We start from the raw sequence: 22145 nt of genomic DNA, 5'->3' as shown, positions 1-22145 counted from the left end.
ATAACGAAAGGGAAACCCTTTCATAAAAATTATTTAAGTATCAACAAAGTTGCAAAACCATTACGATAAACCCAAATTTTAGTAAATTCTTTTTTCTTCACTTGTCTTAAGGCTTGTTCTAAATCTTTTAAATTTTTAATTTCACTTTGTCCTACGCCTATAATGATATCACCCTCTTTAAATCCTGAATCCTTAGCCCTGCTCTTATCTTTAACACTTTCTACAAAAACCCCATTTACATCTTTTGGAATTTGCAAACGCTCTTTAAATCTTGGATCTAAATTTCTTAAAGTCATACCCTCGATCAAATCATTTTGAACGGTTTTAGGATTTTCTTTTTCTCCTTTAAGGATAAAATCAACCCTTTTATTTTCCCCATCTCTTTCAAAATCGAGTGAAATTTTTTGACCTATCTCTAAAGTGCCTATATAGTTTTTAAGATCGCTTGGACTTTTAATCACTTTATCATTTACCTTAGTTACCAAGTCCCCACGCTTAAGTCCTGCTTCATCAGCACTTGAACCCTTTTGTATATCGGTAATTAAAGCACCATCTTGATTTTTATAAGCTTTTTTAGTATCACCCTGTAAAGCAGAAATAGTTACACCCAAAAATCCTCTATCAATCCTACCCTTTTCAATAAGCTTTTTAGCTATATCTTTCACCATATTCGAAGGTATTGCAAAGCCGATGCCATTATTTCCACCCCCACGAGAAAGAATGGCTGAATTTATTCCTACTAAAAATCCGCGACTATCGACTAAAGCGCCGCCTGAATTTCCAGGATTGATTGAAGCATCTGTTTGGATGAAATTTTCATATTGGTTTAAGCCTATATTGTCTTTATTTAAAGCAGAAATTATCCCGCTTGTAACACTAAATCCAACACCAAAAGGATTTCCTAAGGCAAAAACAACATCTCCTTCCATTAAATCATCTGAATTTGTAAAAGTAATAGCCCAAAGATTGTTTGCTTCTATTTTAATCACTGCTAAATCCGTCTTTGGATCCTTGCCTATAAGCTTGGCTTTATATTCTGTATCACTGCCTGGCAAACTTACACTGATAGTATCTGCATCATCTACTACATGGTTGTTTGTAACGATATAACCATCTTGCGAAATAATCACACCCGAGCCCAAAGAGCTTACCACTTCTTTATCATTTCCTCCTCTTCTTTGTGGAAAATCAAAATCAAAAAATTGTTTAAAATAAGGGTCGTTAAAAAAATCATCTAAAGGACTTGGACGATTGGCTCTTGTAATGGTTTTTGAAGTAGAGATATTTACAACAGATTTTTTAGCATCTCTTATCGAATTATGATAAGAAAGAACTACATCTCCAGCCGCAGGATTGACACGATTGCTTGTTATACTTGTTTCATTAAAATTGATATTTGCAGCAAATAAAGCACTTGCTAAACTCAATGATACAATAAGCTTTTTCATTTTGTTTCCTTTTTTATTTATATTATTCTTAAAACATATAATTTGTAAAATATTTTACGCATTTCATAAGTATAAAACCGAAAATTTACAAAATTGTAAATGAAAGCTTGAGTGATAAAAATTTATAAAACTTGATTGACTTAGGCTAAAGTTTTTGATATAATTTCTATTAAATAAAACAATTATATATTTTTTAAGGAATAACATGAATAGCTTATATGAAACACTTGGAGTATCTAAAAATGCTAGCGCAGATGAAATAAAAAAAGCCTATCGTCGTTTAGCAAGACAATATCATCCTGATATCAATAAAGAAAAAGGCGCTGAAGAAAAATTTAAAGAAATCAATGCCGCTTATGAAATTTTAAGTGATGAAAAAAAACGCGCACAATACGATCAATACGGAGACTCCATGTTTGGAGGACAAAGTTTTCACGATTTCTCAAAAAATACAGGTGGGGTCAATTTAGATGATATCTTAAAAGATCTCTTTGGTGGAGGCTTTGGTGGAGGCTCTTCTAGAGGAAGTCGTTTTAATGGTTTTTCATCAAAAGGCTTTAACACCGGCTTTGGAGGTTTTGGCGGATTTGAAGAAGAGGATTTGGATTCTACTATAGAACTTAGCATTCCTTTTGAAAAAGCAGTGGTAGGTGGAGAATATAGCTTTAATCTTCAAGGAGAAACGATCAAATTTAAGATTCCACATGGGATCAAACAAGGAGAAAAACTTAGAATTCGTAACAAGGGTAAAAATGGCCGCAATGGAACACGCGGGGATTTGATTGTTAAAGTTAAATTAGGAGAAAGTGAAATATATCAAAGAGAAGATGATGATTTATATCAAAAAGTTGATATCTCTTTAAAAACTGCCCTATTTGGTGGAAAAGTCACCGTTAATACTCTTAAGGAAAACAAAAAAGAAGCCACCATAACCATACCTGCAAATTCTAAAAACGGACAAAAAATTCGCCTTAAAGGCTATGGGGTGCAAAATCGCAAAAGTGACATCTATGGAGATATGTATTTGGTATTAAATGTTGTTTTACCAAACACTGAAACCTTAGATGAGAAATTAATCGAAATGCTAAAAGAAAAACTATCATAAAAAAAGGAGTAAAGTCATGGAACACCATTATAATGAACCCGTATATTTAATAAGTGTCGTAGCAAAAGTATTAAGCATACATCCACAAACCCTAAGACAATATGAAAGAGAAGGTTTGATAGAACCTAGTAGAACTGATGGAAAAATAAGGCTCTATTCTCAAAGGGATATCGATCGTATCAAGCTTATCTTGCGTTTAACGCGCGATATGGGGGTAAATTTGGCAGGAGTAGATGTGATTTTAAAGCTTAAAAATCAACTTCATGAATTTGAAAATTTAATCGATGAGCTACGCTTAGAGCTTAGCAAACAACAAAATCCAAATGCAAGCTCAAAAGCAGTTGTAAAACATAAAAATAGTTTTGATTTAATTTTTTATGAAAAAAAATAGATGGATAATTTTTTAGAAATTTTTTTAATTACAGCTGCTCTAGCTATCGTTCTTAATGTTATTTTCAAGAAATTTGAAATTCCTACTATTATCGGTTACATTGCTGCAGGAGAGATTATTTCTAAAATTTATCATCTAAGTGGCAAGGGTGAGATTACACATATTGCTGAATTTGGTATAGTATTTTTAATGTTTACTATAGGGCTTGAATTTTCTTTTAAGCATTTAATAGCCATGAAACAAGAGGTATTTTTAAATGGCTCTTTACAAATGCTTACTTGCGGCTTTGTTTTTATGTTGCTAGCTATAGGAATTTTAGGACTTGGTGATAAAAGCGCAACCATAGTAGGTTTTGCTCTAGCTCTTTCTTCAACCGCAGTGGTGCTTAAAATTTTAAATGATAATGGCGATATTAATGAGCAATACGGAAGAAAAGCCTTAGGGATTTTACTTTTTCAAGACATAGCTGTGATTCCTTTGTTATTGCTTGTGGATATTTTCTCTTCAAATAATCAAAACATAGGACAATTACTCCTTACAACTCTTCTTTCAGCAGTTATCTTAATCGCTTTACTTTTCTTTATAGGTAAATACTTAGTCGATAGGATATTTAGACTGATTATACGCGCTTCCTCGCAAGAAATTTTTATCAGTACTATACTCTTTATGGTGATTGGGGCAAGCTTTTTGGCAAATTATTTTGGTTTTTCTTATTCTTTAGGAGCTTTTATCGCAGGAGCCTTGATAGCAGAAACTAAATATAAACATAAAATCGAAGCAGACTTAATCCCTTTTAGAGATTTACTCTTAGGCTTATTTTTTATAACCGTAGGAATGCAAATTCAGCTTCATATCGTAGCACAAAATTGGTTTATTATCTGTGTCTTAACCTTACTTATAATGGGTTTAAAATTTGGCATAGTATGTGGTTTTTTATTTTTATATACCAAAAAAAGAGTGGCTTTAAAAACTGCTTTTTCTATCGCTCAAGTTGGAGAATTTGCTTTGGCAATCTTCTCGCTCTTGCAAGCAAAAAGTATGCTAGATGTTGAAACTGCTCAAATTTTGATTGTTGTTTCTATTGTAACTATGATTATCACCCCTTTTGTATTAAACAATATAAGAAAAATAGCCAATGTAGTAGAAGATATGACTTTAAACACTAATGTTGTTCAGCAAAGCACTCACAGCACCCTAAAAAATCATCTTGTAATCTTTGGATACGGACGCTTAGGACAAGAGATAGTGCAAAAAATCAAAAATACTGGTGTTCCTTATTTGGTTTTAGAAAGTGATTTAAATTTGGTAGAACTTGGCATAAGTCGGGGTGAAAATGTCGTTTTTGCCAATGCTGCCCAAGAAGAAACACTCAAGATAGCCAATATAACAGAATGCGCAGTAGCAATCGTAACCATAACCAACGAAGCCAAACTCGAAATGATTTGTCAGGTTTTAGCTTCTTATCCAAAGCCTATTGATACAATTATCCATGTTAATGGTAGTCTTGAAAAGATACTTTTTTCAAGTATCGATGAAAACATACGCATTGTAAGATCTGAAAAAGTCATCGCAAGAAATTTAGTCCAAGAGGCTCTAGAATGCAGAATTCACAAAAATACTTAAAGGATGGTATTGGCAAAAATAGATGAAAAAACTCTAAGGGTTAAATATTTAAGAGCCTTGGAAAAATTTGCAAATGCAGCTATTTCGGCTTTAAAAAAAGAAAATTTTGATAAAGAGAAATTTCAAGAAAGAATGGAAAAAAATAAAAAAATAGTTGAAAAATGCGAGGCGGTAAATTTAAATTCAAGCTATAATAAAAGCTTAGAAAATTTTGTAAATCATTGCCTTGATTTTTCAAAACAAAAAGAAGAACTTCTAAGTCTTGCAAATGCTTTAGATAAACTTAAAAAAGGTGAAAAGAAAGAAAAACATAAAACTTATTTGAAGGATTATTATGATTAATGTATTTTTTGATATGGATGGCACCTTAATCGACAGTGCAAATGCTATATCTTGTGCTGTCAATGAGATAAGAAATGAACTAAATTTAAGCCCACTTTCTAGGGAGAAAATCATGCAAACCATCAATACTCCAAATGTAGACTGGGCAAAAGAGCTTTATAGTATAGATAATTTCCATCATTCTAGCTTTAAAGATGGTTTTGAAAAATATTTCATCAAACACTATGAGCAAAGCGTGGTTTTATTTGAAGGGGTTAAAGAAATATTGGAATTTTTAAAAGAGCAAAATTGTTTTTTAGCTATCGCCACTAATGCGCCTCAAAGCTCGCTTTCTAGCATACTTAAAAAACATGAAATCATTCCTTATTTTGATAAAATTTTAGGTGTAAGTCTTGGTATAGAACCCAAACCCCATCCTATGATGCTAGATCTTTTAAAGTCTGAAGCGCCCCACAAAATAAGTGTTTTTATAGGTGATAGTCAAAAAGATAGAGAATGTGCGAAAAATGCTAATGTGCCTTATTTTCATGCGAAATGGTATCAAAAGGATTTACAAGAAAATGAATTTAGCAATGCAAACGAACTTAAAAACTTTTTAGAGAAGTATTTATAAGTTTTTTAATGAAAATTGAGTTAAAATAAAATAAATTTTTAAAAGAGTACATATGAGTGAATTATTAATAGAAATCGGAACAGAAGAACTACCCGCTATTCCTTTACTAAAAGAATTAGCCAATATAGAAAAAAAATGGAAAGATGTTTTAGAAGATTATCGCTTGGTGAGTGATTTTAAATTTTACTACACTCCGCGTCGCTTGGTGATTTTTCATAAAAATTTCGCAAGCAAACAAGAAGATAGCTTTGCTGAATTTATAGGTGCACCTAAAAATGTCGCTTATAAGGATGGTCAATTATCAGCCGCAGGACAAAGCTTTTTACAAAAAGCAGGCATTAGCGAAAATGAGCTTTCTTTTAAAGAGATCAAAGGTAAAGAAGTCTTGTATCATCAAAAAGCCATTAAAGGTTTGCAAAGCCAAGAAGTTTTAGGAGAGATGATTCATCAATTTTTAAAAAGTCTTAACTTTGGTAAAAGCATGCGTTGGGGTGCGAATTCTTTTGAATTTATCCGTGCAATCCGCTCTATAGTTTGCATCCTAGATGATAATTTAGTCGAATTTGAAAGCTATGGTGTTAAGAGTGCTAAAAAAACTTTTATACACAGAAGTGTAAGCTATGACTTGCAAGAATTTAATAACGCAAAAGAATATTTTAGCCTTTTAGAAAAAAATTACATTATCTTAGATCCACTCCAAAGAAAAGAGAGAATACTCAAGCAATTTAAACTCCTAGAAAGCCAAAACAATATCCAAATAGGCGAAGATGAGGAGCTTTTGGCTGAAGTTATTGCTATCACAGAATACCCTAATGCACTTTTAGGAAGTTTTGAAGAAGAATATCTTCAAATTCCTAGCGAAGTTATCATTACTTCCATGAGAGAAAATCAACGCTATTTTGCAGTCTTTAATGAAAAAGGTTTAAGTAATCATTTTATCGTTGTAAGCAATGCAGTGTGCGAGGATTACTCAAAAATCATTCACGGTAATGAAAGAGTTTTGCGCGCAAGACTTAGTGATGCAATGTTTTTCTATCAAAACGATTTGCAAAGTGGCTTAAATCCTGAAAAACTCGCTAAAATGACTTATCTTGAAGGCTTAGGAACAATGCAAGATAAAAGTCTAAGAGAGATAAAAATCGCTGAAGTTTTATGTCAAATGCTAAACAATGATAAAATCGCAAATATAAGCACTGCGATCAAATACGCAAAAGCTGACTTAGCAACGCAAATGGTTTATGAATTTACAGATTTGCAAGGCATTATGGGAAGCTATTATGCACAAAAAATGGGTCTAGATTATGAAATTTGTCTTGCTATAAAGGAGCAATACCTACCAAATTCCGAACAAGCTCCACTTCCTAGCACTGAATTTTCAAGCATAGTTGCCCTTGCAAACAAGCTTGATACTCTCATAGGACTTTTTAGCATAGGTAAAATTCCAAGCGGTACAAAAGATCCTTACGCCTTAAGGCGTGCTGCTAATGGGATAATCAAAATTGCCCTAAATTTAAACAAAGAATTTGACATTCAAGCACTACTAGAAAAACTAGCAAGCCATTATAAAAACTTTGATATGCAAATTTTAAAAGATTTTATTTTTGAAAGACTTTATACCTTTTATAGCGTTAATGCTTCTTTTATCAAAGCGGTTTTAAGCTCTAAAAGCACAGATCTTATCCACATCAATCAAAGCGTAAAAGCCCTTATAGAATTAAGCAAAAAAGCTAATTTTCAAGAAAATTTCACTACCTTTAAAAGACTGGCCAATATCGCTAATAAAACTTCGCACAAAGTCGATGAAAACCTTTTTGTTGAAGAAGCAGAAAATAAACTTTATAAAGCCTTTAAGGAAAAAATTCAAGCACACTCTTTACAAGAAAAACTTGAAAATCTCTTCTCACTTAAACCTTTTATAGACGAATTTTTTGATAAAGTAATGATCAATGCCAAAGATGAAAAACTTAAAAATAATCGCCAAGCACTTATCTATGAAATTTACGAAGAATTTCTAAAAATTGCCGATCTTAAAGAGCTAAGCCTATGAAAGCTTTTTTTCTTTTTTTAAGTCTTGCTCTTTGGCTCTTTGGAGCTCAAAATTTCGAGCTTATCAAAGGACAAGCTTTATTTTTGGAACTGGATAAAAAAGATTTTATTTCTTTGAAAAACGAAGATAAAATTTTAGCTACCTTTCCTCATCCTAAAAATCAAGAGAAAATTTTAGCTATATTTTCACTGCCTTATAAAAATCCTCCTCAAAATACTAAGCTTACCGCTCTTTATAAAAACAAAAAAGAAGAAATTTTTATAAAAACTTTGGAAGGCAATTACAAAAGTGAAAAATTAAGCGTAGAGAATAAAAAAGTTTTTCCACCTAAAGCTGTTAAAGAACGCATTGCTAAAGAATTTAAAGAAGCTAATGCAATTTATAGTTCTTATACTCCAAAAGCTTTATTTGATGGCTCTTTTAATACGCCTTTAAATTCTTTTATTACGAGTGATTTTGGCAAAGCAAGAACCTTTAATGAAAAAGTTGCAAGCTATCATAGCGGAACAGACTTTAGAGCCGCTGTAGGAACCCCCATCTATGCGGCTAATTCAGGTGTAGTAAAAATAGCAAAAGATCGCTATTTTGCAGGAAAATCAGTAGTCATTGATCATGGTTTTGGCATTTACTCGCAGTATTATCATCTTTCTAAAATCGAAGTTAAGGTAGGACAAAAGGTTAAAAAAGGTGATTTTTTGGGGCTAAGTGGAGCTACAGGAAGGGTTAGTGGACCACACTTACATTTTGGTATTTTAGCTGGAGGTAAACAAGTAGATCCTTTGGATTTTATCTCTAAATTTAATACACTTTTTCAATGAAATTTAGCGAATTTTTTCACGCTTGGCTGCATGAAAGTTATTATAAAAACGCTGTTAGTATAGGCAAAAATGGAGATTTTTTTACCGCAGTAAGCGTGGGAAATCTTTTTGGCACTCTTTTAGCAAAGCATTTTTTAGATCTTATAGATAAAAAAGTCTTAAAACTTCCCTTAGAACTTGTAGAAATAGGAGCCAATGAGGGCTATTTGAGTAGAGATTTTTTAGCCGCTTTGCTTGAATTTAGGCCTGAAATTTTTTCCAAGCTTTCTTTTTTTATCATAGAGCCTCATGAAAAATTAAGAAATTTGCAAAAAAAGACCTTAGAAGGCGTGGAATTTACACATAAGAGAAGCTTAAAAGAATGTCATTTTGAAAATGCCTTTTTCTTTTGCAATGAGCTTTTTGATAGTTTTACTTGTGAATTGATAGATGATGATAAAATGGCCTTTATTAAAGATTTTAAACTTGTTTTTGAGCCTATGGAGGCTAAATTAAAAGAAAAATGCGAAATTTTAAATTTAAAAAAAGGCGAATTAAGCCTAGAATTGGAAGAATTTTTTAAAGATTTGGATAAAGCTTCTAAAAAATTTATCTTTGCAAGTTTTGATTATGGCGTGTTTAATCCCCAACAATTTAGCATTAGAATTTATCAAAAACATGAAGTTTTTAATCCTTTTGAAATCACTTTAAAAGATTTTTTTGGTAAAAGCGATTTAACCTACAATGTCAATTTTAATCAAATTCAACAGCTTATAAAAGAACATGATTTTAAACTCTTAGCTCTAAAAAAACAAAACCAAGCCTTGATTGATTTTGGTTTTGAAGAATTATTAAAATACATCAAAGATAAAAATCTTAAGACTTATGAAAATTTTCTTTCACAAAGTAAAATTTTATTTTTTAATTTTGATGAAAAATTTCACTTCTTTGAATTTGCTAAATTCTAGCATGATTGTTTTCTTTATTTTTCAAATCAAGCATTGCATAACTAGCATCTGCTATATTAGCATAGTCTTTGATTTGAGAGATAAGTTCTTTAGGATTCATCAGTAACTTTGTCCTGTATATTTTTCATCACTTTTTATAAATTTACCATTGGTAAAATAATGAAAAGATCCTCCGCCTGCACTTTTACGACTTATGCTTGAAAAGCTAAATCCTCTTCCTTCATCTCCAAATAAACCATAGTTTTTTACTTTATAATCTATCATGGTAGAAAAAACAACAGGATATTTTTTACCCTCACACACATAATAAGTTGTCATACCTAAATAAGGTCTTAATTTTTTATAGTTTTCTTCACCCATATATGCTTTAAATTGATCTTCATAGTATGCAAATTCGGGTTTATCTTTGAAGTTGAAGTTTGATTCTCCTATTTTATAATTATAATCATTACGATAATATTTACAACCATTAGAAAGGATTTGGGGGAATTTTTTCTTCAAATAAGAAAAATTCACAAAATGAGTTTCATTTCCTACTTTAATTTCACTACCCAAATACTTACTACGAAATTCTTCTCTTTTTTTTCTCTAATTCCAATATCTCTTCTCTTATTTTTTTATCAAAGATATAAATTCCACCATAATTACTTGCAAGAGTTTTTATTTCACTTGCTTTTTTTCTTTAAAAGCACATGCACTTAAAAAGATTAGGGTAAATAAAGTAAAAAATAATTGCTATGGTAATTTTCATTGGTAATCTTTTAAATTTAAATCAGCCATACAAAGCCCCTCCCTTAAACCCTCATCAATCACTATAAGTTTTTCTCTTTCAAAAATACTAAAAAGCAAAAAACATCCCGCAACTAAATAATTTTTTCGCGTATTTCCTACCCAAAAACTTGCCTTTTTTTCATCCATATACCAAAGTTTTTGCCCAAAAGTTAAAAAATCATTGATATTTAATCTTGCACCATTGATTTTCTTTGCCTCGTATTTTTCATAATTTAAGCCTTTTTTTAAAGCCGCTAAAGCCGTAGGGACACCTGAATTTAAAACGATATTTTTCATCTTGCTTTGTTTTAATGCTTTTTTTAAACCATTGCTTTGCCCAAAGGCCTCAAAAGCCATGGTTTTTAAAAAATTATCGTGAATTAAAAAATGAATTTTTAGCTTTTTATCTTTAAATCTATAAGGAAAATTAGGATATTTTTGAAGTATTTTTTTAAAAGAAAAAGAATTTGCGATTTTTTTTATCTTGCATTTTTCATAAAAACTGATAATACCAAAATCAAAACTTTGAAAATTATCCCTAAAAGAAAATTCACAAGATGCGCCCCCTAAATCACAATACCCACAATCCAAATTTAAGCCTAAATTTAAAAGCCCCCTTTTCATACCCAAAACGCTGATTTTAGCTTCAATTTTGGCATCTATCACTTTAAAATCAATTTGAAATTCCTGTTTTAAACGAGTAAAAATTTCATTCGTATTGCTTGCTTTTCTAAAAGCTGCAGTTGCGACTGCTCTTGCTTGGCTTAAGTCATATTTTTTAGCTATTTCTTGAAGTGCATTGCGAAGTTTTTCTATGGCTTCATCACTTATCTTTCCAGTTTTATCTAAGTTTTTAGCCGAACCTATGATAAATTCATATTCATCCAATTTTTCAAATTTTTCATTTATAAAAACCGCTCTTAAAGTATTTGAGCCAAGATCTATACCTAACATCACTATCCTTATTTAAATTTATAGTATAATAGCAAAAAAGTTCTAAAGGAAAAATATGCTTTTAGGTGTAAATATCGACCACATTGCAGTATTAAGACAAGCTAGAATGGTAAATGATCCTGATCTTTTAGAAGCCGCTTTTATAGCTGCTAAATTTGGAGATCAAATCACTTTGCATGTAAGAGAAGATCGTCGTCATGCTCAAGATTTTGATTTAGAAAATATCATACGCTTTTGCAAAAGTCCTATCAATTTAGAATGTGCTTTAAATGATGAAATTCTAAACTTAGCACTTAAATTAAAACCTCATCGTATCACCCTAGTGCCTGAAAAAAGAGAAGAGCTTACCACAGAAGGGGGGCTAAATTTAAATCATAATAAAATCAAAGAAAGTATAGAAAAACTTCAAAATGCGCAAATCGAGGTTTCACTTTTTATCAATCCTAGCTTAGAAGATATACAAAAATCATATGAATTAAAAGCTGATTTTATAGAACTTCACACAGGACATTATGCAAATTTGCATAACGCACTTTTTAGCAATATCTCTCATACAGCCTTTGCTTTAAAAGAATTTGATTTAAGCAAAAAAACATTACAAAGTAAATTTGAAGAGGAGTTAAACAATATAGAAATTTGTGCTAAAAAAGGAGTGGAGCTTGGATTAAAAGTCGCTGCTGGGCATGGGCTAAATTATAAAAATGTAAGCCAAATAGCAAATATCAAAAAAATTTGCGAACTTAATATCGGCCAAAGTATTGTAGCAAGATCGGTTTTTGTAGGACTACAAAATGCGATTTTAGAAATGAAAGCACTGCTTTAAAGATGAAAAAATTAGCCATTAGCATAGGCGATATCAATGGCATAGGGCTTGAAATTCTAGCACGCTCACATGAAAAATTAAGCCAAATTTGCACTCCTTATTATTTTATCCATGAAAGCTTGCTTCAAAAAGCTTTAAAACTTTTAAATTTAGAGCTTTTAAATGCAAAAATCGTAGCTTTTAAAGATGCTAAAAATTATGAATTTACACTGCTTAAAAAGCATAATTCTCTTGAAATTTATTCTTTTGGCTTGCCTTTAAATTTAAAAGTGGATGAAAACTTTGACATTAAAGCAGGAGAAATAGATGCAAAAAGTGGCCTATATAGCTTCTTAAGCTTTAAGGCGGCAAGCTATTTTGTTTATAAAAACCACGCACACGCCCTACTTACTCTACCTATACATAAAAAAGCTTGGGAGGATGCGGGGCTTAAATTTAAAGGACATACTGATGCACTAAGATTCTTTTTTAAAAAAAATGCCATCATGATGCTAGGATGTAAGGAACTTTTTGTAGGACTTTTTAGCGAGCACATACCCTTAGCAAAAGTAAGCAAAAAAATCACTTTTCAAAATTTAAGTATTTTTTTAAAAGACTTTTATCAAGAAACTCGCTTTAAAAAAATCGGACTTTTAGGTTTTAACCCACATGCAGGAGATTATGGGGTGATAGGAGGCAAAGAAGAAGAGCTTATGCAAAAGGCTATCGCTTTTGTTAATGCTTTTTTAAATTCTAAAAAAGATGAAAAATTCTTTAAAAAAGCTCTAAAAGATGAAAAATTACAAAAAGAATTGCTTTTAAATTTTAATACAAAAGGTGTTTATTTGCCCTACCCTTTAGTCGCAGATACAGCTTTTACAAAATCAAATTTAAAAGCATGCAATCGCTTAATAGCCATGTATCACGATCTTGGCTTAGCACCCCTAAAGGCTTTGTATTTTGAAAAAAGTATCAATGTGAGTTTAAATTTGCCCATTATACGCGTAAGTGTTGATCATGGCACCGCCTTTGATAAGGCCTATAAAAATGCCAAAATCAGTACTAAAAGCTATTTTGAAGCAGCTAAATTTGCTTTAGAATTGCCTTCTAAAGCTTCAATCTAGCATTATCATCGATCAAGCCCTCTTGGGCTAGATTGTCTATAAAAATTTCCAAATCTATAGGATCTTGAATGCTCATTTGGATTAAATTTTCATATCTATCTACTTGATTATTAAAAATTTGCTTTAATCTTTCTTTGCTTTGAGTATCTTTTTTAGCTTTTTGCATAAGCTCTAAAAATACTTTAGCATAAGTTTTTTCTATACAATCAGTCTTGTAAACAAAAGGCGATTGAGGATCTTGATCTGCTTGCAAAAGATCGTTTGATATAACTTTGGCACAATTTTTTCTTTCTCTAAACATTTTTTTCACAACCAATTTAAAATCTTCTTTTATAATTTCATTTGCATTTTTTAAAAGCTCTTGATATAAACTTATAAAGATATTATCCATCAAAGCAAGTTTTTTATTTTCAAATTCATTAATAGCGCCTATTTTATTGCATATGATTAACTCATCATCATTTTTGCCATTATTTTTAACCTTAGAACAATCAAAACTCGCTCTAACTTCATTTTTATATATAAGCTCATCAAAACTCAAGCCCCATAAGCTAAGAAAACTTAAAATTGTTAGTAAAATTATCTTCATTGCCTCTCCTTATTTTTTGTTTTATTGTAACAAAAATATTTTTAATTTTTTTAAAAAAATCAAAATACAAATTTTTAACCATCACAATACAGATTTATTTCAAACAAATTAACAAAACTGTGAAAACTCCTTTTACTTTTTGATAAATGATCAAAAATTTTCTAAAAAATTATCCAAAATTTCTAAATTGGAATAAAAATTGCTTATCTAATTTAAAATCAAAAAAACAAAAGGAGGAGAAAATGGTGGTAAAAGATATCCAAACAACTTCAAGCTCTATGTTTAGTGCCACAACCAAGGTTAAGGAAAAAAGCACTTCAGCAGATGAATTTCAAGCTACTCTAAATGAAGTTAAAAACAAAGAAGAAAAAGAAGACAAAAAGACAAGTTCAAGTGAATTTACTAATGAAGATCTTGATCTTAGTGCTGTTAAAGAAGATTTTAAATCTTATGCTTGGCAAAAAATGAGAGAAGATCAATACAAAAAAAATGAAGAAGATTTACTCAATAAACTTTTTGCAACCATTGATGCGGGAAATACTGCTAAAATATAAATTTAAAATTTCATTGCGAGAATTTTTCAATTCTCGTATAAATTTATAAAACACCAAAATAAGACAATCACAAATCTTTCATACAACAAAACACATTTATTTTTATTAATTTCTGTTATAATTTTATGAAAAAAACAAAGGAAAATTATGATTTTTATCGACGCTTGCTTTAAAAAACCTACACCCTATACACCCGTTTGGATGATGCGTCAAGCAGGAAGATATTTGCCTGAATATATGAAAGTTAGACAAGAAGCGGGAGATTTTTTATCCTTATGTAAAGACTACAAAAGAGCTTCGGAGGTTTCTTTACAACCTGTTGATATTTTAGGAGTTGATGCGGCGATTATCTTTTCAGACATTTTAGTAGTCCCTCTTGAAATGGGAATGAATTTACGCTTTGAAAAAGGCGAAGGACCGGTATTTCAAACACCTATTTCAACCTTAGAAGACCTTAACAAGCTAGATGATAAAAATGCTTATAAAAAACTAAACTATGTTTATGATGCTTTAAAACTAACACGCGAAAAATTACCGCTTGATAAAGCTTTGATAGGATTTTGTGGCAGTCCTTGGACTATAGCAACTTATATGATAGAAGGAAGCGGAAGTAAAAATTATGCAAAATGTAAAAAAATGCTTTATCAAAATCCAGAACTTTTGCATGAAATTTTAAATAAACTCACTCAAGTTTTAAAATCTTACTTAGAAGAACAAATCAAAGCAGGTGCAAATGCGGTGCAAATTTTTGATAGCTGGGCGAGTGCTTTAGAATGTGATAAATTCTTTGATTTTTCATTTAAGTATATGCTTGAAATTTCTGATTTTATTAAAAACAAATACCCTCACATACCTGTAATTTTATTTCCTAAAGGCATTAGTGGCTATTTGGATAAAATCGATGGAAATTTTGATGTTTTTGGAGTTGATTGGAGTACTCCTCTTGATTTAGCACGCGATAAATTATCCCACCAATACACCCTACAAGGCAATATGGAACCTTGCAGACTTTATGATAAAAAAGCTATCAAACAAGGCGTAGAAAATATTCTTGAAATTATGCAAAATAAAGCTCATATTTTCAATCTAGGTCATGGAATCTTGCCTGACATTCCTGTTGAAAATGCAAAATACTTTATCCAGCTTGTGCAAGAAAGTTCAGCCAAATGAAAATTCTCTTTGGCCCCATCAATTCAAGACGTTTTGGAAGATCTTTAGGTATTGATCTAAGCCCTAGCAAGAAACAATGCAATTTTGATTGCGTATATTGCGAACTTGAGGCTCAAAAACCTCAAGAAAAACAAGATGAGATTGTAAGCGTAGAAGAAATCATTTTAGAAGTTCAAGGCGCTCTTGAAAAAAATGTCCCATTTGACTTTCTTACCTTAACAGCCAATGGGGAACCAAGCCTTTATCCTCATTTAGATGAATTGATCTCATCCTTACGCAAGATTGCTAAAGATAAAAAATTGCTCATTTTAAGCAATGGCACCGTGGTTTTAGATCAAGACAAATTCAATACCTTATTAAAGTTAGATGTGGTTAAATTTAGCCTAGACAGTGCTATTTCTAAAACCTTTTACCGTATTGATAGGGCTTTAAAAAATATTAACTTAGAAAAAATGATAGAAAAAATGGCAGAATTTAAAACCCAATTTAAAGGTGATCTTGTAATGGAGATCCTTGTCGTAAAAGATCTTAATGACAATGAAGAAGAATTTATCGCTTTAAATCAAGCTTTAGCTAAAATAGCGCCCTTAAGAGTTGATTTAAGCACCATTGATAGACCCCCAGCTTATGCGGTTAAAAAAATAAGCGAAGAAAGACTTTTGGAACTTTCCAAACTCATAACTTCCACTCCCGTGCTTTTGCCCAAAAGACACTATGAGGGTGAAAAGTTAAATTTTAATGAAGAAGAATTGCTAAAAATGCTTCATCTACGCTCACAAAGTGAGATAGATATAGAAAATAAATTAGATAAAACTTCTCAACTTCTTTTAGACAAGCTTATAAAAGAAGAAAAAATAAAGATTCTTAATCTAGCAGGAGTTAAATTCTATAAAGCCTAATTTTTAGGCAAATATTTTCTAATCAAAGCTATAAGATCATTTCTGCTGATATCATTTAAAACCTCGCTTACGCAATCAAAATCCCTCACCCTCTCCCTAGAAAAGAATATAATATGACTTTGAGGGTGTTGCTTTTTATAAGCGCTAAGAATAGAACGCATCTGCTCAAGATCAAATTTAATCAATTCATAATCAAGCAATATCAAACGATAAGCTTCTTTTTTTAATTCTTTTTTCAATTCACTAAAAGAATTCACGCGCATATTTTGGGAGCATTGTTTTTCTATGATATTAAAAAACAAAGTTGCATCAAACTCATTTTGTTTAAAAAGCAAAACATTATTTTGATAAGGAGTTTGAAATTTTAAAGCACAAATTTTATCAAGTTTTCTTTGCAAAATATTTTCAAGCTCTTTTTTTTCAAAAGGTAGGCTTAAAAAATACTCATAATATAAGTTTTTACTACGCCCAAACACGATAAAATCATCAGCTTTCTTAGAACTTTGCTCTAAAATTTTATCCTTAATGAAAACCACATGAAAATCATTGATATCAAAACTCAAACTCTTAAAAATAGTATTTTCTATGCCAAAATAAGACAACAAATTTGCTAGCAAAAATGCTTCAAGCCCATCATCACTTACTATCGCAGCACTTGCTTCAAATTGCAAAACATTGCCCTGTGCCACCCCTATGCTTTTATGGTATTCTAAAGCTTGATTAAGTCCAAGTCTAATTTGTTCTTTTTGATGTTTTAATGCATTTAAAACAAGTGATTTGATTTCCTTGCTTGCTTCTTCTTCATCTAAACATCTTACAACGCCCTCAATATTGCCAATTTGATACAAACTATCCTCTAGCAATTTTGCATAAGTTTCTTTTTCATGAGAAATCTTAAATAAATCTTGATTTAAATGTGCTATTTTTTCCCGAATCAAATCCAAACTCGTTTCGATATCTATCTCTTCAGCATGTATAAATTCATTTTTAATTAATAAAATTTTTTGATCTTTCCTAGCCAAAGCTCGTTTTTTTCGAAAAAGGAAAAATATTAAAGTTAAAGACAAAATAAAAATACTAGCAAAAAAAGTAAGTTTAATTTGCTCAAGGCTTTCATGAATTCTTGTAAAATCTATACTTAAAAAAGCCAAAATAATATTAAAAATAAAAATAATCCAAACCAATAACAAATCAATCTTCCTTTATTTTTTGTGCTGATTTTTTTCCTACTAATTGGCACAATTCTTCAAAATTTGCCTCATAAATAGCTTCAAAACTTCCATAATACGCCAAAAGTTTTTGTATAACTCCCGCACTAAGTCCTGATTTTACAAGCTTAGAGCTTGATAAATCTTGTTTTTTCTTAGTGTTTTGATGAAAACTTATGGCAAAACGATGTGCTTCATCTCTTAATTTCTGTAAGAATTGTAATTTTTTATCGTTAATGCTTAGGGCAAATTCTCCTTTTAAAGAGTGAATTTTATCTTTAGCCCCTCCTTTAGCGCGGTGAGCTTTAGCATTGATTTTTTCTTTTGAGATTGCTAAAATATCAACATTTGCCCCACTACTTAAGATGATTTCTTTAGCTAAATCAAGCAAAGCCTTTCCCCCATCTATAAGCCACAAATCAGGAGCAGGCATTTTGTCAAATTCTAATGCTCTACGCGTTAAAACTTCACGCATTTGCTCATAATCATTTTTGTATTTTAAATGAAATTTTCTATAATTTGACTTATCCCAAGTACCCATTTTATAAGTTATCATAGCTCCTACATTCGCCACACCTTGCAAATGAGAATTATCAAAAACTTCTATACAATTTGGCAGATTTTCAAGCTCGAAATAATTTTTAAGTTCTTTTTGTATATTAAAATCACTATTTTTTTGCTCTTTTTGTATATTTAAACACGCATTTTGAAATGCCAAATCACAAATTCTTCTTTTTTCCCCTATTTTAGGAACTTTAATGCTGATTTTTTTATCAAATCTCTGGCTTAAAATTTCTTCTAAAAGCTCCCTGTCTTCAAAATCCTCATAAACATAAACAGTATTTGCAACCAAAGGAATGTCTACGCTAAAATTTTCTAAAATAAGCTGTTTATAAATCTCATTTTTATCAAAATCTGTATTGTTTTTAAGCGGAGTGATTTTAGAATTAGCGCTGATGATTTTTCCATTTTGCACCACAAAACGCAAAGTTGAAAGCATAGAGCTTTCACAAGCTAAAGCAAAAATTTCAAAGTCTTCTAATTTAGCGATATCAATCTCAACTTTAATTTCCAAATCCCTTATCGTAGCAATCTGATCTCTTATTTTTGCCGCTTCTTCATAATTCTCATTTTGGGCTAAATGAAACATTTGTTTTTCCAAATTTTTCACTAAAATACTAGGGCTTAAAAGAGCATTGATAGCTTTATCTAAAATCAAACGATATTCTTCTTGGGTAATTTTTTTATCACAAGGCGCAAGACAACGAGAAATTTGATAAAAAATACAAGGAGATTTACAACTTGCTTTTTGCTTTAAAGGATAGTATAAATAAAGCGCATCTAAAAGCTCTCTAGCTCCTTTAAAAAAGGGGCCAAAATATTTGATTTTACTTTTTTTAACTAATTTTCTAGTGATTTCAAAACGCGGAAATTCTTCATTAAAATCTACATAAATATAAGGATAAGTCTTATCATCTCTTAGTAAAATATTGTATTTTGGATGAAGTTGCTTGATAAAAGAATTTTCCAAAATCAAAGCATCAGCTTCTGAATTTGTTGTAATAAATTCCAAATGCACCGCTTCTTCTATCATTTTTTGAATTCTTAAAGAATTTTTTGGATTGGCGCGTAAATTTGGGGTAAAAGCAAAATAAGATCTTACGCGGTTTTTAAGATTTTTAGCCTTGCCTACATATAAAAGCTTTCCTTCGGCATTAAAATACTGATACACTCCAGCATTTGCAGGTAGGGTTTGAAGCTCTTCTTTGAGAGTATTTTTAAGTAAAATTTCAGCCATTTCTTATCATCTGCCTTATTTCTTCAAATTTCTTTGCTAAAATTTTATTTTCAAATTTATTTTCAAATTTTCCAAGGCTTAATTCTATATAGGGTTTTTTAGCCGTGAAATTTTCATTATTTTTTATTGTATTATTGTATTTTTGTGTAAAAATTTTTAAATCTTTTATATCTGAAAATCCACTCAAAGGATACATTTTTCCGTATTTTTTTATGAGAACTTTAATATAAATTTTGCTATTATCGTGATTTAATTCTTGGTAAGCGGCTGAATTTAAAGTCACTATATTTAAAATATGATTTTTTATATAAATTCTAGCGATTAAACGCTGTTTGGCAGGCGGAAAAGAATTTAAAAAATCTTTACAAAAAAATAAGGTTTTTAAGGGTCGATAATGAGACTTACTCATCAAGTCATTAAGAATGGCGCTAGTATTTTTAATTATCTTTGGACTTTGAAATTTTTCCATAAGATGATTTTAGCATTTTTTTTCTTAATTTTTTTGTGTGCATGTGGCTATAAGGGCAACCCACAATACACTAGCTACGAACAAAATGGTTCAATAAAAAGCATTAAAAAATACGAACAATTAAATAGGTGGTAGAATGAAAAAAGCAGATATTTTAGTTTTAGATTTTGGATCGCAATATACTCAGCTTATAGCAAGAAGATTGAGAGAGCAAGGCGTTTATGCTGAGATTTTGCCTTTTAATGTAAGTTTAGCAGATATCAAAGCGAAAGAACCTAAGGGTATTATTTTAAGTGGTGGCCCTGCAAGTGTTTATGCAACAGATGCGTACTTTTGTGATAAAGAGGTTTTTAATCTAGGCTTACCCATACTTGGAATTTGTTATGGTATGCAACTCATGGCTCATCATTATAAAGCCAATGTTGCTCCAGCAGGACACAAAGAATACGGCAAAGCAAGTATAGAAATTCAAAAAGATAGCGATTTGTTTAAAAATCTACCTAAAAAACAAATCGTTTGGATGAGTCATTCTGATAAGGTTGAAAATTTACCACAAGGTTTTGAAGTTTTAGCAACAAGTGAAAATAGTCCGTATTGTGTTTTTGCAAATGAAGAGAAAAAATTCTTTGCCTTGCAATTTCACCCTGAAGTACAACACAGTGAATTTGGCAAAAGCATCTTGAAAAATTTTGCAAAATATGCTTGCAATTGCGAAAGTATTTGGAATATGGGATCTTTTGCAAAAACTCAAGCTGAAAAAATTCGCGAAGAAGTGGGCAAAGATAAAGTTCTTTGTGCTGTAAGCGGCGGGGTAGATAGCAGTGTCGTAGCAGCCTTACTAGCAAATGCAATCAAAGATCAAGTTATAGTAGTTTTTGTAGATAATGGACTTTTAAGAAGTGACGAAAAAGAACAAGTTGAATTTATGTTTAAAAACACTTTAGGGATTAATCTTATAAGCATTGATGCAAGCAAGATTTTCCTAGATCGCTTAGCAGGAGTTACTGATCCTGAGCAAAAACGCAAAATCATAGGCAATACCTTTATAGAAATTTTTGAAGAAGAAGCTAAAAAACACAAAGATGTGAAATTTTTAGCTCAAGGCACACTTTATACTGATATCATAGAAAGTTCGGTTATAGGTGCAAGCAAAACTATCAAAAGCCACCACAATGTAGGTGGATTGCCTGAAAAGATGAATCTTAAACTTGTTGAGCCATTAAAAGAAATTTTTAAAGACGAAGTGCGTGCTTTAGGTATCGAGCTTGGATTAAGCAAAGAAATAGTTTATCGCCATCCTTTCCCAGGCCCTGGTCTTGCTATACGCATCATGGGAGAAGTCAATCGCCCAAGTCTTGAATTACTACGCAAAGCAGATGTAATCTTACTTGAAGAACTAAGAAGCACAGGTTGGTATAATAAAACTTGGCAAGCTTTTTGTGTATTGTTAAATGTAAAAAGCGTTGGTGTTATGGGAGATAACCGAACTTATGATAATACCATTTGTGTTCGTGTTGTTGATGCAAGTGATGGAATGACAGCGACTTTTTCACACATACCTTATGAAATTTTAGAAAATATCTCGCGTCGTATTATCAATGAGGTTGAAGGTATTAACCGCGTAGTTTATGATATCTCAAGTAAACCACCTGCAACTATAGAATGGGAATAAATTAAAAAATCTGAAAACCTGATAATAATATACAGGTTTTCAAGAATTTAAAACCCTCATTAACAAATTTTTAATACATAAAAAACTAGCATATAAAGTCATAGAAAAAGCTTATATTAAATGTATTAATTTTATTATAAAAATCAAAGAGTGTTAAAATTTTTAGGAATATGGATGGAAAATAGTATAAAAGATTCATACAATAAAATTTGTAAAAAGTGGAGTGAATTTCGCAAAAATACCTCAATCAATCAATGCATTGTCGACTTCGCAAATAATTTAAGTCCAAATTCAAGAGTGCTAGATATTGGTTGTGGAACTGGATATCCTATCGCTTTATATTTATCAAAACAAGGATTTCAAGTTACAGGGATAGATATTTCAGAAGAAATGATAAAACAAGCACAAAAACTTAACTTACATAATGCCACTTTTTTAGTAGAGGATATTTTAAATTTCAAAACAGATAAAAAATATGATGCAATCATCGCATTTGATTCTATTTGGCACATTAGGTATGATAAACAAGAATGTATTTATCAAATCATTTCTTCTTTGTTGACATCTGGTGGATTGTTTTTATTTACTCATGGAAAAAATGATGGCGAAATTATAAGCACAATGTGGAAAGAATCATTTTATCATAGTGCTTTAGATTTAGAAAAAGTACATAAATTATTAAAGCAAAACGGATTTGATATCTTATCTTCCATAGAAGATTATATAGAAGAAACTACGGGTGATCGAGAATTGCTCATTATTGCTAAAAAGAAAGAATTATAATATAGCTTTATTTAAAAT

At 30.8% G+C, this 22145-nt stretch carries 22 protein-coding genes; 15 read left to right on the top strand and 7 right to left on the bottom strand.

The genetic code is table 11. From position 1 onward, the window contains the following. Positions 1-29 precede the first annotated feature (29 nt). Positions 30-1448: a serine protease HtrA gene (htrA, locus tag FOC43_RS01465; RefSeq protein ID WP_002784457.1), complete on the bottom strand. Its 1419-nt coding sequence runs from the start codon at positions 1446-1448 to the stop codon at positions 30-32. Positions 1449-1653: 205 nt separating this feature from the next. Between htrA and FOC43_RS01460 the strand changes: the two genes are divergently transcribed. From FOC43_RS01460 to FOC43_RS01425, 8 genes are read left to right on the top strand one after another with little or no spacing between them, the layout of a single operon-like run. Further along, complete coding sequence (locus FOC43_RS01460) at positions 1654-2553, top strand: DnaJ family protein (RefSeq protein WP_002777454.1); 900 nt, start codon at positions 1654-1656, stop codon at positions 2551-2553. A gap of 16 nt (positions 2554-2569) precedes the next feature. Continuing rightward, positions 2570-2944, top strand: coding sequence for a heat shock protein transcriptional repressor HspR (locus tag FOC43_RS01455; RefSeq protein ID WP_002777456.1), 375 nt, complete (start codon positions 2570-2572; stop codon positions 2942-2944). Further along, a complete protein-coding gene (locus tag FOC43_RS01450) occupies positions 2945-4567 on the top strand; it encodes a cation:proton antiporter (RefSeq protein WP_002792450.1) in 1623 nt (540 codons plus the stop codon). Between the two features lie 9 nt (positions 4568-4576). Beyond that, positions 4577-4909: a hypothetical protein gene (locus tag FOC43_RS01445; RefSeq protein WP_002781908.1), complete on the top strand. Its 333-nt coding sequence runs from the start codon at positions 4577-4579 to the stop codon at positions 4907-4909. Next, a complete protein-coding gene (locus tag FOC43_RS01440; protein WP_002777462.1) occupies positions 4902-5522 on the top strand; it encodes an HAD family hydrolase in 621 nt (206 codons plus the stop codon). The genes FOC43_RS01445 and FOC43_RS01440 overlap by 8 nt, the downstream gene beginning before the upstream one ends. A gap of 52 nt (positions 5523-5574) precedes the next feature. After that, on the top strand, positions 5575-7569 hold the full coding sequence (gene glyS, locus FOC43_RS01435) for a glycine--tRNA ligase subunit beta (RefSeq protein ID WP_002790569.1): 1995 nt from the start codon (positions 5575-5577) through the stop codon (positions 7567-7569). Beyond that, positions 7566-8387 (top strand): peptidoglycan metallopeptidase Pgp3, encoded by an 822-nt coding sequence (gene pgp3, locus FOC43_RS01430; RefSeq protein WP_002777466.1) that lies wholly within the window; start codon positions 7566-7568, stop codon positions 8385-8387. The genes glyS and pgp3 overlap by 4 nt, the downstream gene beginning before the upstream one ends. Continuing rightward, entirely contained in the window at positions 8384-9334 is a 951-nt protein-coding gene (locus tag FOC43_RS01425; RefSeq protein ID WP_002781910.1) for an SAM-dependent methyltransferase, read from the top strand. Before pgp3 ends, FOC43_RS01425 begins: the two co-directional genes overlap by 4 nt. Positions 9335-9433: 99 nt before the next feature. Here FOC43_RS01425 and FOC43_RS08805 read toward each other — a convergent pair whose 3' ends face one another. Next, positions 9434-9889, bottom strand: coding sequence for a hypothetical protein (locus FOC43_RS08805; RefSeq protein ID WP_002786814.1), 456 nt, complete (start codon positions 9887-9889; stop codon positions 9434-9436). A gap of 192 nt (positions 9890-10081) precedes the next feature. Next, a complete protein-coding gene (locus FOC43_RS01415; protein ID WP_002777475.1) occupies positions 10082-11059 on the bottom strand; it encodes a Ppx/GppA phosphatase family protein in 978 nt (325 codons plus the stop codon). 55 nt (positions 11060-11114) lie between these two features. Between FOC43_RS01415 and FOC43_RS01410 the strand changes: the two genes are divergently transcribed. Both FOC43_RS01410 and pdxA read left to right on the top strand, forming a co-directional pair. Further along, a complete protein-coding gene (locus FOC43_RS01410; RefSeq protein ID WP_002783656.1) occupies positions 11115-11882 on the top strand; it encodes a pyridoxine 5'-phosphate synthase in 768 nt (255 codons plus the stop codon). 2 nt (positions 11883-11884) lie between these two features. Further along, positions 11885-12985 (top strand): 4-hydroxythreonine-4-phosphate dehydrogenase, encoded by a 1101-nt coding sequence (gene pdxA / locus FOC43_RS01405; RefSeq protein WP_002777479.1) that lies wholly within the window; start codon positions 11885-11887, stop codon positions 12983-12985. Here the strand turns inward: pdxA and FOC43_RS01400 are convergent. After that, a complete protein-coding gene (locus FOC43_RS01400) occupies positions 12969-13574 on the bottom strand; it encodes a lysozyme inhibitor LprI family protein (protein WP_002789871.1) in 606 nt (201 codons plus the stop codon). The two genes, pdxA and FOC43_RS01400, sit on opposite strands and share 17 nt — an antisense overlap. A gap of 242 nt (positions 13575-13816) precedes the next feature. Here FOC43_RS01400 and ciaC point away from each other — a divergent pair, with 242 nt between their 5' ends. From ciaC to FOC43_RS01385, 3 genes are all read left to right on the top strand, one after another. Then, positions 13817-14128 (top strand): invasion antigen CiaC, encoded by a 312-nt coding sequence (gene ciaC, locus FOC43_RS01395; RefSeq protein ID WP_002777486.1) that lies wholly within the window; start codon positions 13817-13819, stop codon positions 14126-14128. Between the two features lie 147 nt (positions 14129-14275). Next, positions 14276-15298, top strand: a complete 1023-nt coding sequence (hemE, locus tag FOC43_RS01390; RefSeq protein WP_002789869.1) for a uroporphyrinogen decarboxylase — start codon at positions 14276-14278, stop codon at positions 15296-15298. Continuing rightward, a complete protein-coding gene (locus FOC43_RS01385; RefSeq protein ID WP_002777490.1) occupies positions 15295-16197 on the top strand; it encodes a radical SAM protein in 903 nt (300 codons plus the stop codon). The genes hemE and FOC43_RS01385 overlap by 4 nt, the downstream gene beginning before the upstream one ends. Here the strand turns inward: FOC43_RS01385 and FOC43_RS01380 are convergent. The 3 genes from FOC43_RS01380 to FOC43_RS01370 are packed head-to-tail and all read right to left on the bottom strand — an operon-like array spanning position 16194 to position 19672. After that, a complete protein-coding gene (locus FOC43_RS01380) occupies positions 16194-17387 on the bottom strand; it encodes a hypothetical protein (RefSeq protein ID WP_002777493.1) in 1194 nt (397 codons plus the stop codon). The two genes, FOC43_RS01385 and FOC43_RS01380, sit on opposite strands and share 4 nt — an antisense overlap. 1 nt (position 17388) lies before the next feature. Then, the gene (gene uvrC, locus FOC43_RS01375; protein ID WP_002783664.1) at positions 17389-19203 is read right to left on the bottom strand and encodes an excinuclease ABC subunit UvrC; all 1815 of its coding nucleotides are present in this window, start codon (positions 19201-19203) and stop codon (positions 17389-17391) included. After that, entirely contained in the window at positions 19196-19672 is a 477-nt protein-coding gene (locus tag FOC43_RS01370) for a hypothetical protein (RefSeq protein WP_002777499.1), read from the bottom strand. Before FOC43_RS01370 ends, uvrC begins: the two co-directional genes overlap by 8 nt. Positions 19673-19808: 136 nt before the next feature. Between FOC43_RS01370 and guaA the strand changes: the two genes are divergently transcribed. Together guaA and FOC43_RS01360 are read left to right on the top strand one after the other, a co-directional pair. Continuing rightward, positions 19809-21344, top strand: a complete 1536-nt coding sequence (gene guaA, locus FOC43_RS01365) for a glutamine-hydrolyzing GMP synthase (protein WP_002777501.1) — start codon at positions 19809-19811, stop codon at positions 21342-21344. Positions 21345-21518: 174 nt separating this feature from the next. After that, positions 21519-22127: a class I SAM-dependent DNA methyltransferase gene (locus FOC43_RS01360; RefSeq protein ID WP_002783669.1), complete on the top strand. Its 609-nt coding sequence runs from the start codon at positions 21519-21521 to the stop codon at positions 22125-22127. The last annotated feature ends 18 nt before the right edge of the window (positions 22128-22145 follow it).

The organism is Campylobacter coli, assembly GCF_009730395.1.
GTDB lineage: Bacteria > Campylobacterota > Campylobacteria > Campylobacterales > Campylobacteraceae > Campylobacter_D > Campylobacter_D coli.
Note: the sequence above shows the minus strand (reverse complement) of the source record. Positions and strands in the feature narration are given on the sequence as shown.